This window comes from Thalassoglobus polymorphus, from assembly GCF_007744255.1.
GTDB classification, from domain to species: Bacteria; Planctomycetota; Planctomycetia; order Planctomycetales; family Planctomycetaceae; genus Thalassoglobus; species Thalassoglobus polymorphus.
The window spans coordinates 3,534,110-3,547,956 of record NZ_CP036267.1; the positions used below are offsets into that span (position 1 = coordinate 3,534,110).

At 48.9% G+C, this 13,847-nt stretch carries 12 protein-coding genes; 3 read left to right on the forward strand and 9 right to left on the reverse strand.

Annotated elements, in window-relative coordinates; translation table 11 throughout:
- Window positions 1-96 precede the first annotated feature (96 nt).
- The 3 genes from mqnE to Mal48_RS12720 are packed head-to-tail and all read left to right on the forward strand — an operon-like array spanning window position 97 to window position 3,021.
- Window positions 97-1,221, forward strand: a complete 1,125-nt coding sequence (gene mqnE / locus Mal48_RS12710) for an aminofutalosine synthase MqnE (protein WP_145199868.1) — start codon at window positions 97-99, stop codon at window positions 1,219-1,221.
- A 34-nt stretch (window positions 1,222-1,255) separates the two neighbouring features.
- Window positions 1,256-1,852, forward strand: a complete 597-nt coding sequence (locus tag Mal48_RS12715; protein WP_145199871.1) for a LutC/YkgG family protein — start codon at window positions 1,256-1,258, stop codon at window positions 1,850-1,852.
- A complete protein-coding gene (locus tag Mal48_RS12720) occupies window positions 1,849-3,021 on the forward strand; it encodes an aminotransferase class V-fold PLP-dependent enzyme (RefSeq protein WP_145199874.1) in 1,173 nt (390 codons plus the stop codon). Before Mal48_RS12715 ends, Mal48_RS12720 begins: the two co-directional genes overlap by 4 nt.
- 122 nt (window positions 3,022-3,143) lie before the next feature.
- Here Mal48_RS12720 and Mal48_RS12725 read toward each other — a convergent pair whose 3' ends face one another.
- The 9 genes from Mal48_RS12725 to Mal48_RS12765 form a co-directional block, all read right to left on the reverse strand.
- Window positions 3,144-3,605, reverse strand: a complete 462-nt coding sequence (locus Mal48_RS12725; protein ID WP_145199877.1) for a VOC family protein — start codon at window positions 3,603-3,605, stop codon at window positions 3,144-3,146.
- A 51-nt stretch (window positions 3,606-3,656) separates the two neighbouring features.
- Window positions 3,657-4,763 carry a Holliday junction branch migration DNA helicase RuvB gene (gene ruvB / locus Mal48_RS12730; protein WP_145206149.1) on the reverse strand — a complete coding sequence of 369 codons (1,107 nt, stop codon included), beginning with the start codon at window positions 4,761-4,763 and terminating at the stop codon, window positions 3,657-3,659.
- A gap of 452 nt (window positions 4,764-5,215) precedes the next feature.
- Window positions 5,216-5,941 (reverse strand): UMP kinase, encoded by a 726-nt coding sequence (gene pyrH / locus Mal48_RS12735; protein WP_145199880.1) that lies wholly within the window; start codon window positions 5,939-5,941, stop codon window positions 5,216-5,218.
- A gap of 104 nt (window positions 5,942-6,045) precedes the next feature.
- Window positions 6,046-7,239, reverse strand: a complete 1,194-nt coding sequence (locus Mal48_RS12740; RefSeq protein ID WP_145199883.1) for a response regulator — start codon at window positions 7,237-7,239, stop codon at window positions 6,046-6,048.
- Between the two features lie 171 nt (window positions 7,240-7,410).
- Window positions 7,411-9,186, reverse strand: coding sequence for a type II and III secretion system protein family protein (locus Mal48_RS12745; protein WP_145199885.1), 1,776 nt, complete (start codon window positions 9,184-9,186; stop codon window positions 7,411-7,413).
- A 351-nt stretch (window positions 9,187-9,537) separates the two neighbouring features.
- Window positions 9,538-10,608 carry a Flp pilus assembly protein CpaB gene (gene cpaB, locus Mal48_RS12750; protein WP_197441674.1) on the reverse strand — a complete coding sequence of 357 codons (1,071 nt, stop codon included), beginning with the start codon at window positions 10,606-10,608 and terminating at the stop codon, window positions 9,538-9,540.
- 225 nt (window positions 10,609-10,833) lie between these two features.
- Window positions 10,834-11,388, reverse strand: a complete 555-nt coding sequence (locus Mal48_RS12755; protein ID WP_145199891.1) for an A24 family peptidase — start codon at window positions 11,386-11,388, stop codon at window positions 10,834-10,836.
- 623 nt (window positions 11,389-12,011) lie between these two features.
- Window positions 12,012-12,185: a Flp family type IVb pilin gene (locus Mal48_RS12760; RefSeq protein WP_145199894.1), complete on the reverse strand. Its 174-nt coding sequence runs from the start codon at window positions 12,183-12,185 to the stop codon at window positions 12,012-12,014.
- Window positions 12,186-13,049: 864 nt separating this feature from the next.
- Window positions 13,050-13,805, reverse strand: a complete 756-nt coding sequence (locus Mal48_RS12765; RefSeq protein WP_145206151.1) for a 3-keto-disaccharide hydrolase — start codon at window positions 13,803-13,805, stop codon at window positions 13,050-13,052.
- Between the last annotated feature and the right edge of the window lie 42 nt (window positions 13,806-13,847).

Sequence of the window (13,847 nt, forward strand, 5' to 3'; positions counted from 1 at the left end):
ATTGACGCGTTTCTTGAATCATCTGGTTAGCTTGCTTACCAAACGTAGCGAAATTTCAATTCAGCGAGAGCCAAACAATTAGAACTGCGTGAGCAAATGAGTAACGCATCGACGCTTGAGAAAATTCGAGACAAAGTCTCCAACGCAGAACGCCTCACCTTTGAGGACGGCATGTTCCTGGAAGAGCATGTCGACCTGCTCACGCTCGGACAACTGGCACACCAAGTCCGTACACGCATGCACGGGAACGTTGCGTATTACAATACCAACATCCATTTGAACCCAACCAACGTATGCGTTTATCGCTGTAAATTCTGTGCGTTCCGGTCAGACTTGAAAGACGAGAAGTCTTACGTCTTCGATGAGCCGATGATTCAAGAGCGTGTTCTGGAAGCGAAAGCTGCCGGAGCCACTGAAATCCATGTCGTAGGTGGGTTGCATCACCAGAAAAAATTTGACTGGTACGTCGATGTCGTGCGTGTGATTCACGAAACTTGGCCAGAGATTCACATCAAGGCCTGGACAGGCGTGGAGATCAACTGGTTTGCTCACCTGACCAAAAAACCGTACCGCTGGATTCTTGAGCAACTCATTGATGCCGGTTTGGGAAGCTTGCCTGGCGGAGGAGCTGAAATTTTTGATGAGGGGGTTCGCTCTCAAATTTGTGAACACAAAGCAGATTCTCAAAGCTGGATTGATATCCACCGAACAGCCCATGAACTCGGCCTGCGCTCGAATGCAACAATGCTCTATGGACATGTTGAAGAGGCCCGGCACCGCATTGACCATCTCTGTCGATTAAGAGACCTCCAAGACCTCACCGGCGGTTTTCAAACGTTCATCCCATTGGCTTTCCATCCGGAAAACACCCGTATGGACAACATCATCAAGCCTTCTGGCAACATCGATTTACGGACGATGGCCATTTCAAGATTGATGCTCGATAACTTCGATCACATCAAAGCGTATTGGATTATGCTGGGTGAGCAGACAGCACAAATCGCACTAGGTTTTGGTGCGGACGATCTGGACGGAACAGTGGTCCACGAGTTGATCTATCACGATGCCGGTGCGGAAACTCCAGAAGGTTTAACGGTCAGTCAACTCCACGAATTAATTCGGGAAGCTGGTTGTGAACCAGTTGAACGAGACACTCTCTACCGACGTGTGCATCGAGACGGAATGAACTGGTCCGTTGGCGAACCTGTTTTGATCTCTTGAATTCCTGCTTCATCCACCAGAGTCAGGCCTGACCATGTCCTCGCGTGACCAGATTCTCAACAAAATTAAGAAGAACCTTCCTCAGGCGGTTCCGCTGCCTGACCACCAAGGTGACTGGATTCAGTACGAAGATCCAGTCTCGCAATTTATTGCAACGTTAGAATCAGTTGGTGGGGCGGCGCATGTCATCTCAAACCTGGACGAAATCCCAACAATCCTCGGAGATTCTGTTTCCGACGATGATCTCGTGGTTTCTTGTGTCCCCGGAGTTTTTGATGGTCGAATGGACCTCAGCACAATTTCGGATCCACACGATCTCAAGTCAGTTGACTTTGCGATTCTTCCCGGTCAATTGATGGTCGCTGAGAACGGGTCGATCTGGGTCACGGACGAGAATGTCTCGTTACGGGTTCTGTTCTTTCTTTCACAGCATTTGGCTTTGGTCGTCCCGAAGAGTGCCATCGTCAATAATATGCACGAAGCCTACGAACGAATTGATCCCTCACTTCGATCGTTCGGAACGTTTATTTCCGGTCCATCGAAAACAGCGGACATTGAGCAAGCCTTGGTAAAAGGGGCACATGGGGCACGCACTCTAAACGTCTTTCTGGTTGAAGGACTCCCGGAATGACGGAGCAGCGCCAGCGAATTTATCTCGACAACGCAGCGACGAGTTTTCCGAAGCCTCCTTCTGTTTACGATGCGGTCAACGAGTACCAGACTGAACTTGGGGGAGCCGTTGGTCGCGGAGCAACTCAAGTTGGGGCTCGCATCCAAAGCCGAGTTGATCGTTGTCGAAACCGTCTTGCAAAGCTGCTCGATGTTGCCAGCCAACAACATCTGTTCTTCACATTCAACGGAACGGATTCCCTCAATCTTGCACTCCACGGAATTCTGAATGCGGGAGACCATGTTGTCACGACTTGCTGGGAGCACAATTCTGTCTTGAGACCGCTGCATGCGCTTGCAACTTCACGAAATGTCGAAACGACTTTTCTCGGCGGGGACGAGTTGGGCCAGATCGATTTAGAACAACTGAAAGCTACACTCGCAAAGAAAACAAAACTTGTCTGCACCACTCACGCCTCCAATGTGACCGGGATCATCCAACCAGTCAAACAGGTTGTGGAGCTCGCCCATGCTGCGGGAGCTTACGTGTTGTTGGATGCCGCCCAAACAGTTGGACACTTTCCAGTTTCGATGCGGGAACTCAACGTTGATTTCCTGGCTTGTCCGGGGCATAAGGGCTTACTTGGACCACTCGGAACTGGGCTTCTCGCAATTCGTCCCGGTCTCGAAGTTGAATTACCTTCACATCGACAAGGAGGAACCGGGACGACGAGTGAATCCGAATCGCAGCCGGAATCACTCCCCGAGAAATATGAATCCGGCAACCATAACGCTCCAGGTCTCTTCGGACTTGAAGCTGCGCTGGGATGGCTGGAAACTGAGACGGTCGAGAAGATTCATCTGCAAGGACAGAAATTAACCAAGCAATTCGTCGAAGGGTTGCGCGCACTCCCTTCGATTGAGACCTACTTCACTGACGGTGAGCCCGACCGGGTCAGTCTCGTAAGTTTGAATACAGACAAACTAGAGCCTCAGGTCTTATGCTCACTGCTCGATGAACACTTCGGTATAGAAACCAGATCCGGCCTGCATTGTGCTCCTCGTGCTCATGCTGAAATTGGCACACAAGCAAGAGGTGGAACGACTCGCTTCAGCTTTGGAGCATTCAACACTCCTGAACAGATCGACGTCACTCTGGAAGCAATTGGTCAAATTGTCGCCTCGTTCTGAGAGTGAGGCAAGAATTTTTATTCGATCATTTTCAATGCTTGCCTTGTCTATGAAGATCACTTTCATGACATCATAGACTGTCCGCCACGAAGCAGAACCTGAACACCAATTCGAAAGATGCCCTAACCTTTCATCATTTCAGCAAAACGTCGATCGACTTCTTCCTGCGTCAGATCTTCAATATGCGTGGCAATTGACCATTGGTGACCAAATGGATCTTTGAGTGTTCCCGATCGGTCTCCATAAAACTGATCCTGCAAAGGACGCACGACTTCGGCTCCTGCTGCGACCGCACGGTTGAACACCTCATCGACGTTTTCAACATAAATCATCAGGTGCGTTGGTGAACCGCCGAAATGATCAGGACCATGTGCTCCCATCCCTGGATGTTCATCAGCAAGCATGACAATAGAGTTCCCGATCCTGATCTCCGCATAGGCGACACTTCCGCCTGGTCCATCGAGACGAAGATGCTCGGTCGCTTCAAACGTTTTTTGATACCAGCCGATGGCTTCACTGGCCCCGCTGATGATTAGATAAGGAGTCACAGAATGGAAACCATCGGGAATCGGTTGAACAGCCATTGTCACTCCTGACTTTTCAAGTGAAGTTGTCGAAGATGAAGTACGGGTGGATTAAATGAATGGACTCAAACCGGGATCAAGACCCAGGTGCTCATACCCACGATCGGTCACAATCCTCCCACGCGGCGTTCGTTGGATCAAGCCGGACCGTAATAAAAACGGTTCGATATCATCTTCGAGTGTATCTGTCGGAATCGACATACTATGTGCGATTGCCGAAAGCCCTGCTGGACCTCCCTGAAATACCGAAACGACTGTTTCCAAATAGCGTCGGTCCTGGCGTTCGAGACCAAGTGAATCAATCTCGAGCATCTCCATTGCGTGATGTGCAATCGCTGTCGTGATCTGACCGTTGGGATCTCTCAGTGTTGCAAAGTCTCTGGTCCTCAGCAGGATGTTATTGGCCTTACGCGGTGTTCCCTGGCTTCGTCGTGCAACTTCTCCAGCGGCTTCTTCTGTGAGAGACGTTTTCAGTTTAACCGCGTTTCGCTTGACGATTTCGACCAAATCGTCTGGTTCGTAGAAGTCGAGATGCTCTCGGTACACAAACCTGTCTCGCATGGGAGCGGTTAGCATTCCGGCTCGTGTTGTCGCCCCGATCACAGTGAATGGCTTCAACTGCATATTTATGGTGCGCGCGTTAAGCCCCTCGCCCAAAGCGATGTCGATCCGGAAATCCTCCATCGCAGGGTAAAGAAATTCCTCGACTGCAGGTCGCAAGCGGTGAATCTCATCAATAAAGAGGACGGAACCATGGCCGGCATTTGTAAGATAAGGAAGTAAATCCTTAGGTGCATCCAGCGACGGGCCGGCTGCGATTTGAAAATCGACGCCGAGTTCTCTGGGTATGACTGTGGCTAAAGTTGTTTTTCCAATTCCGGGAGGACCATCAAAGAGGATATGCCCGAGAGTATCGTTGCGTTTTTTTGTCGCATCGAGCATGACGCGAACGCGCTCCACAACTTTCGATTGTCCAATGACATCGCTTAAACTCTGAGGGCGAAGACGCTCATCAATTTCCCGGGAATTCGGATCGAAGTCGCCGCGATTCAAAGGCAAATCGTCGTTGTCGCCTTGATCGTTGCCGAAATTGTCGCTGTTGTCCCGATTGTCGTCGTCGTCATCGTCATCGTCTAAGAAAGTCGTCTCTCTCGCCATCTGGCTCCCTCCATCATGCAGATGGCGCAACTGTAGCCAATAACTGATCGTCCGTCCACCGATTCGTCGCTCGCTTCCCTGATTGAACTCAGGTTCCCAACCATTTTCGACTGGTTTCTCCGGTGACTGACGCACGCCCTCCAAAGTGGACGTTCAATGCTTGTCTTGGGAATGATTGGCGAGTTCATTCAGCTTCAAGGTTGAATTCAGATTTCAAACCAGAAAGCAGATTCACAGGTATTCACGAGAGCAGCTTGTTCGACCACGAACGTGCCCGCGAAGAAGGCGTTTCACCAGCGAAATTACTGTTCGCCACATGGCAGCTTTCGCTCACTCCCTTGTAACGGTTCCAAAGCTCGTCGGTGACGAAGAGGAATCAGGAATCTTGTGAGGATGTGAATTGCGATATGGCGGCTCGACTTCAGGACAACTCTTCGGACAATAATTCCCTCTTAAGCATGCACAACCGTTCCAATTTTCTTTCCTTTGATTGCTCGCAGGATGTTTCCAGGAACACCAAAGTTGAAGACATGAATTGGGATTTCATGCTCCATGCAATGATGAATCGCCTGCGCGTCCATGACTTGTAGATTTTGTTTCAGAACGTCCCGAAAAGAAATGTCGGTGTACCGGACGGCATGTAAATTCTTCTCCGGATCTTCAGAGTAGACGCCATCAACTTTCGTTGCTTTCAGTAATACATCCGCACCAAGTTCGCGAGCTCGCAAGGCTGCGGCGGTGTCGGTTGTCACAAATGGGCTTCCCGTTCCGGCAGCGAGAATGACCACGCGGCCCTTTTCCAAGTGACGAATACAACGTCGACGGATGAACGGTTCAGCGACACCTTCCATGCGGATAGCGGATTGAACGCGCGTCGGGACACCTTCGTTTTCAAGTGCATCCTGTAAAGCCAACGCATTGATCACGGTCGCCAACATGCCCATGTAGTGGGCAGTCGAAGGGTGAATCGCCGCGCTGACTGCGGAAAACTGCTTTCCACGCAAGATGTTCCCACCGCCGCACACAATGGCGAGTTCCACACCTGTCTCGACAATGTCTTTGATCTGCTGTGAGATCTGGGCAACTTCTGTCATGCTGATACCGCTTTCGCGTTCCCGGCAGAAGCTTTCACCACTGAGTTTCAGAATCACACGTTTGTACTTGCTCGCTTCAGACATCGATATTGCTTTGTCCTTTGAAATGAAAAACAGCGAGTGAAAACACTCGCTGTTGATGAACGGTCAACGGGATCGCCATTGTATCAGACTCAAATTGAGAATGGCTACTTTAAGAAGCTGAAGAGACCACTCTTTTTCGTTTCCGATTTGGGAACTTCGCCGCCATTTGCATTTGTTGCATCAATTTTCACTGCCAACTGCTGAATGGCACGCGTGATTTTTGCTTTCGGGAATTCTGTCACCAACGGAACTCCATTATTTCGAGATTCAATCACTGGCGAGTATTCGTTAGGAATTTGCCAGAAAACCTCGCGTCCGATGGTATCGAGTGCCTTATTCAGAGAGATTTGAGCATCTCCCAAGCCAACTCGATTTACAATGACTTTCACTTTGTCGTTGAGCTCACGCTCTTCCAAAAACTGGTTGATGCGAACGACGTTCCTTAAACAGGGAAGATCGAGCTGCGTTACAAACAGGATTTGGTCGGAGACCTCCAACGCTGCAAGATCAAGCGGTGTAAACGACTTGGTAAGGTCGATAATCAAATGTGTAAATGTCGCTTTCAGCAATGCAATCACACGCTGAAGCTCTTCCGAGGTCATCGGAGCGGTTTCTTCCATGTGAACGGGACGCGGAAGTAAAAAGGCTCCACTTGCGTGCTGAGTCAGAGAACGTTTCAACATCGAGTAATCGAGTCGGTTCACGTTTTCCGCCACGTCCTGAATCGTGTAGTCAGGAATGATGTCCAGCCAAACATCGGCGTCACCCAACGACAAATCGAGATCCATGATGGCAACACTGTTGGATTCGTTGGCGGCCAGCGCACATCCGAGATTCACTCCCAGTGACGTACAGCCAACTCCTCCACTGGCTCCAATGAGAGCCATCACTGTCGAGCTTTTTGACTTTCCATCTTTTCCACCACTGATGTTTCGAATTCGATCCAGAGCGGCCATGAAGTCATCGAGGTTCAATGGAGCACTCAGAAATTCTTTTGCTCCATTTCGCATCGCTTGCAGAATGAGCGCCCCTTCCTGAGATTTACTCACCACCAGGATTTGACAATCCGGCGATTCACGATGTACCTCAGCGATGACTGCCAATCCGCGTTGCTGATCCCCGTCAAGGGTGATCAAAGCGATATCGGGTTGCGTTTGCGTGATGATGTCAGTGAAAAATTCATAGCGCGCACATTCAGCTTCGAGCCATACGGAATCAATTCCAAGTAGAAGGTTCTTGATCGAATTCCGCGACTGATCCTGCGGATCGACCATTGCCAGTCTAACAACATTGTTCATTGTCGAACTCCCTGGAACATTTTCATGTTCGCCGTGCTTGCCAAAGCGGGTCTTGTGATTTTAGAAGATCGCTTCGCAAGAAATAACAGACTCACCGTTTCATGAGACACTCAGGTCAGGCATTGACCGACTGACCTGAGTGAATCTGATTTTCTGCGTTCAGTAGGAATTCTACTTTCCGAACCACGAACCGGAGCGTGTGGACTTTTCTGAAGAAGTCGCTTCCTGATTCCCTTTGGACGTCGATGGTTCAATCAACCCAAACTTGTCCGCTGAAGAGGTCGATGCCTCGTCAGCTTTCACTTGCTCCCCGGGGAGTGCTCTTTGTTGATCACTTGTTCGATCAACCTTCGTTGAGAAGTTGAACTCCGCTGACTTCACTGCCTGCGTTTGCATGGCGTTGCCACTGACCGGTTGAACCTGGCTGGAACGATTCCCGTTCTGAGCAGATTCAATGATCGCGTTTGGTGGCAATTGTGGTGGAACTTGTGATGGATAGCTAGGATGAATCAATTGATCCTGACAAGGTCCGAAAGGTTCGCATTCAGGTCCGTATAGTGGAACTTCAAGAAGACCATCAATATACAGTTCTCTGTCGACAGGAGTATCGGTATGCAACCCAGGACCACCAGCAGGAACCTGCTCTGGAGACATCGGAGCGACCATTTGTGGAGTGACTAGAATCAAGAGTTCAGTTTCACCCTCAGTGAAGGTCTTGCGACTGAATGCAGCACCAATCCATGGGAGCTCACCGAGGAACGGAATTTTCTGTGTATCGCCAGTTTTCACTGTGGAGATCAAACCGCCGATCATTAATGTTTCACCAAACCGCATCTCAACCTGCGTGTTGACACGTCGGACAGTAATACCGGGAACAACAAATCCATCGACGCTCACAGCGTTACTCACGTCTCGGGCACTCACTTCTGGAGCGATGTCGAGTCTTAATCGTCCATTCCCCAAGACGATTGGAACCGCTTCCATGCGAACACCGAACTCTCTCCACTCAATACTTGTTGCTCCGACACCTTGCGGGACAAGAACTGGGAATTCCCCCCCCGAAAGCATTGAAGCCGGGCGTCCGCTGGTTGTCACCAAGACAGGTTCCGCCAAAACTTTCGCTAACGCTTCAGACTGCAGAGCTCTTAAGAAACCGGTGAACAAATCTTTGTTGCCGGTGATTGCGAAGGCGAGTTCAGATCCTCCCGGTGCCAAAGCAGCATCTGGAGGTCCTCCACCTGAGAACGGTGCAGTGAATTGTGAAAGTGGAGCAATTCCACCTGGAGTACTCACAACTGCGTAGTTTTGTCCAAGAGCAAGAAAGTTGAATCCAAGCTCACGAATTTTCGAGCGTTGAACTTCCATAACTTTAACTTGCAGCTGAACCTGACTGACTCCGCCAACATTCATCTGGCTATGAACACTTGGGTAGAACTGTTCAGCAACATCGATGATTTGTGGAATCTGCGTTGGGTCAGTCACCCAGCCTCGCAGTACGACTCCATCACGAAGTCCAACCACATCAATTGCAGTCCCAGGAAAGAGGCGTTCCAAGTAAGCTTGAAGTTCGCGTGTATCTGGTTCGACAAAGAATTCGACGGTATAAACCGAGTCAAACTCGTCGATCATTTTCAGAGATGTCACACCCGGGCTATCAGCATGAACCCGAATACGATAGGGCGAGAGTGCACTCACAGAAATTGTTTGAGAGTTAAACCCATCAACAATTTTTATCCGATTCGCCATCTCCAGGACTCGCGAATCAAGATTCACCATCTTGATCGTAGTCTCCGGCGTGAGAACTTGGAAAATCTTTTCCCCAGGTTTCACTGAATCGGCAGCCGTTTCATCAGGCTGAGCAGACAATGGTGTGGTCATCAGAATGCAGGCAACGAGCGTTGCGCAGAGACGATTCATGTGACCGCGACGTTTGACGAGATTGGGCATCCTTGCACCTCAGGATCTGAGCCGGACAAATGGCGAAGCGATTCCTCAATGAACTGCTTCGCCGTGTTCGGCAATATTCATCCAAGTTGAGTCCCGCAAGCGAGAATTCGCTGACGGAACGTGGACATCAATGTCCGGTAAGGGGAGTTCACGCTCACTGTGGATTTGTGAATTCACTCCTACAAAGAGCGATCCCCTCACAAATCGAGAGAGCCATCAACTCCAGAAACAGAGTAGTGTTCTCAAATTACGAAATGTCGGTTGCCCGATCTTTATGACGTCTCCGAAAACCGACATGACCGGGAGTCTCTCAATGTTTGAAAGACTCTGGTCAAGTTTCCGGAACAGTCCTTAGCCACCTCCGAGGAGTGATCGCACAGAATCGGCAATAGGATTGGTCCCATCTTTCTGTGCGGTCTCTTCTTCGATCGCTTCTTCTTCAATTTCAAATGAGTGCGGAGTCGGTGAGTTCCCGTTGTAAACATGTAGTGTCCACTTTGGTTTCTCAACTTCCGCAACTTCTTGTACTGGTTCAACTGCAACTGGTTCTGGTGGTTCTGGAGCTGCTGCTTGCTGAACTAATGCAACCGCAGTTTCAGGTTCTGGAGCCGTTATCTCAGTCTCTGGCTCATCCATGTCTCGAAATTCGCTGTCAAACCGTTGGCTGTAGAGTGGTTGGCGATCATTGATTCCAATTGTGCCTTCCAACTCTTCAAGCAACTCTTCATCAATATCTCTGATTTGTACAAGTTCGTCATCAAGTTTGTGCCGCCAGGATAAGCTGAGATTTCCCTTGCTCTCTGCCAGCTTGACGTAGTTCACCTGTTCAGGCATCAGCAACAATGACACGAAACTCGTACGTCCGGATTTGTCTTCATTATTAATTCTGTCTGAAGTTGTTGCATTTGTCGCAAAGACCTCAACATACTCCAGAAGTGTTTTCGTTTTGGTTGAGTTGCCACGTCGTCCAGCTCGCGACTGATAAGTGACAAGCACATCCACACGGTCTCCAGGGGAGACCAAGTTACTTTGTGTATTTGTTTCCGTAACAGGAATCGTGATCACTCGCATCCCTTTTGTGATTTTGACAGAGTTCCCGGTTCCGCCAGGTTCAGTCAATTTGGAAAGAGTAATCAAGTCTCCTGCAAAGAGTGGAACTCTCGCTCCACGTTCGACATATTGTTCTTCTGTCAAAATCAATTCTTCCTCGGGAGGAAGATTCTCAACTGGGATGTCACGAAAGGTGACTCTTTCAGGCGTCAGTACGGAGCCTGTTTCGATGTTCTCCATTGCAACTAAAACTTTTTTCGTTTCAACCGCTGCAACGGCCTTTCGACTTTTCATGGCTTGCTGGACACCAACCATGGCGACCAATCCACAGCCTCCTGCAACAACGAGTAGTATGAGTGTCTTGGGTTTCATTTCGGAGATCTCCGATTTGGGGCAGGTATCCCACAACCGGAGTTCGCACGTCATTGTGTGAATCGGCTGATGATGACAGTCTGCTTCAATCTATGAGGGTTATAAGGTTTGATTTGGTAGTAGGGTTTTGCACAGCACCGTGCAAAGTCACCCCATCTTTCCCAGACTTCCATTTCAGGACGACAAAAAGGCCAACAAAACTGAGTTGGCCTTTCAAACGTGTTCCTAGTAAATCATTCCAGCGTAGAGGAAGTAACCAATTGATCCGATGCAGATCGGGATTCCGTATGGAAGGAGAAACATCCGCGGTTTTCGCTCAGCTGCGATTTCAGAGAGTTTTCGAGGATCTTTAATTGTCATCCATTCCGCAGCGATCAGAAGAAACTGACCATAATGCTTGTCCCAAGCTTTTCGGGAAAGAACCATGATGATTGCCATGACAGCCCCAACAACCACTGTTGCGACAAATGCCCACCAAGTGACTGCGGCACCAAGCCAGGCTCCGATTCCAGCCATCAGTTTGACATCACCGGCTCCCATTCCCCCAACTGCATAAAGAGGCAGAAGAGTCAGAAGCCCAACGGTCATTCCCCAAAGACCATCGCCCAAACCTTGAAGTCCACCGACCCAAGTGCTGTAGACGAGACCAGATAGAACCATCGGGAAGGTAATCCAGTTCGGAACTCGAAGTTCCTTGCCGTCAATGTACGCGGCAACGATCAATACAATACAAACAAATTTGACGTGCCAATTATCAAGAAGAATTGTTTCCCAGTCCATTATTGCTGGCCTTTCGCGAGGTTGAGGGGTGTATAGCTGGACAGCGTCACTTAGGGTGAATGGGTGACATAAATATTTTTGCAAGCAGAATTCGCTGTCATCGCAACTCAATCAGGCAAGTCGAAACCGTGCCAGTCGCGATCCATTTTCCAAATGTTTTACAGTCGAATCACTGCGAAAAGTGATGCTGTCTTAACGAGTACTGATCTGAAAAGCTGAATGAAGCTGCTCAATTGCTGAGGAAACCGTTCATTGCAATTGCTCTTAAAACCAGAACTTAGGTTCTTCCGCCAAGTCCAATCGTCTGAATAAGAAAGGTCATCATGCCCATTACAATCATGGGAAGGAATTCGAAGAGCGGAAGAGTTCCGAAATCAATCCAAATGGGAATCATGATCCAATCCAGTGGGAGTCAGTCGACGAGATGTTGTCTTTTTAGGTGATCCGAAAGCCTGAAAACTGCCTCTTACTGAGCGTAAGTTTTTCAGCCTGTCGGCTTTCAGTGAAAATTCAAGTGCGTTTAAAGCACAGAGCGTAGACAGGTAACCGCCCGGCCAGATGCAGTTCCGACCGGGCGGCCAACCCTGTGTCAATCAGATGATCAAGCGATCACCAACTCTTTTTTATGTGAGTTGATCTTTGATTTCGTTGAATTTAGTCGCTGCGTTTGAACCAACGGCACGAATTGCTGTCAGGCAAACAATCACGATCAGAGCAAGCATGACTGCGTATTCAACTGCAGTTGGGCCGTCTTCTGAAACCAAGAATTTCTTCACGCTTTGAGCCAAGTTAGTCATCTTTTGTCCTCTCTCAGTGGTTTCGACCGAGCTCTCACGATCGGTCGATATTGGCAGGATCCGCCCGACCTCGAACTCCCGAGGGTCTGTCAGCAAATCCAATTTCCCTTATTAATTGCCCCAGAATTGACATATGAAGTTGATAAAACTGACTTTATCAATCCCGAAGACAACCAAACCTAGGTCAGAAAATCGGGCACGCAAATTTTACTTAAACAAATTTGTGATTTTTTCTGTACGAAACGAACCAAGAGAAGCGGCAGCGGAGAGAAATCATCTTAAACCGAATGATTTTCCGCACCGTGGTGAGTTCCTAAGAGATCAAGAAAGAAGCAGGTCCAGCCACGAAATCCTGCAGGCATGAGGAATTTTCTTCGTACTCATCAGCAATTTCGGTCACTGCCATTGTTGGAAGATCTCATTGATTGCTTCAAATTACGTCCGCCATAAGGCAGGGCAAGAGGCTCGGCCTTGAATTTGCTTCCATCGATTCGAGCAGTTTGCCCACCCTGTGCACGAGTAGAACGGGTTTCACTTCGGAGATAGCTGTTCATCACGAAGTGGTTCACGAACACGAATTCGATGACACTAGAGTAAATCTAAAATTCGCCTTAACAGTCCTGTTTCGTGGTATCAGCATATGGACTTGTGAATACGTACTTCGAGGACACGAGAAGCTTTGGAAATGCTCTAAAAGAAAAACGGCCTGCCTGTTTCGCATTGAAACAGGCAGGCCGTTACTGAATGTTAATGAGTCTCTCTTCAGACTTGAACTTCTCAAAAAAGGTCGACCGAAAACAGTCTCGTACAGTTCAGCGATTTTCCGAAAACCGATTCTTTACGGTCTGAGAGAACAAAAGTTCTCTATTTCACGGGTGTCTCTTCACCTGTTTTCTGGTTGCGAATGAACGGCTCGCGTGTCTGCTCGCCTTGGGCATCTTTGATTTCTCGCACCCAGATGTTTCGGAAACGGACAGGATTCCCGTGATCCTGAATTCGAAACGGAAGTCGTTCCGCATGTTTGGTGTATTGAGGTGGACGGTGATAAGGAGTGTCTCCTTTCAGCTCTAAATGATTGAGAATTAACACGCCATTGTGCAGCGCAGTGATGTAAGCCGGAGATTTCAACGAACCATCATCATTAAATCTGGGGGCAGTCCAGATAATATCATAAACGTTCCATTCCCCAGGCGCGACGGTAGCGTTCACTTGTGGAGGAGTCTGCTTGTAAATTGCTCCAGCTTGGCCATCGAAATAGGTTGTATTCTCATATGAATCGAGAATCTGAATTTCATAAGTGTTCATAAAGAACACTCCACTATTTCCACGACCTTGACCGTGTCCTTTCACAGGCGTCGGAGCCGACCACTCGATGTGAAACTGGCAATCTCCGAATGATTCCTTACTGACAATGTTGCCTTTCCCAGAGACCATTGCCCCGTCGACGATTTTCCAATTTTCGGCATTGTTCCAGGCAGAAACATCTTTCCCGTTGAACAACACGACGGCGTCGGACGGAACTCCATTCTCATCAAGAGTGACTCGTTTGGGCTCTTCCCAAGTGATTCCGTTGAGGTATTCATCAGCGTGAATGACTGAGCATGAAGTGAATACCAACATGACGAAATAAAAACGATGAAGATTCACAGATCCCTCCTTAGG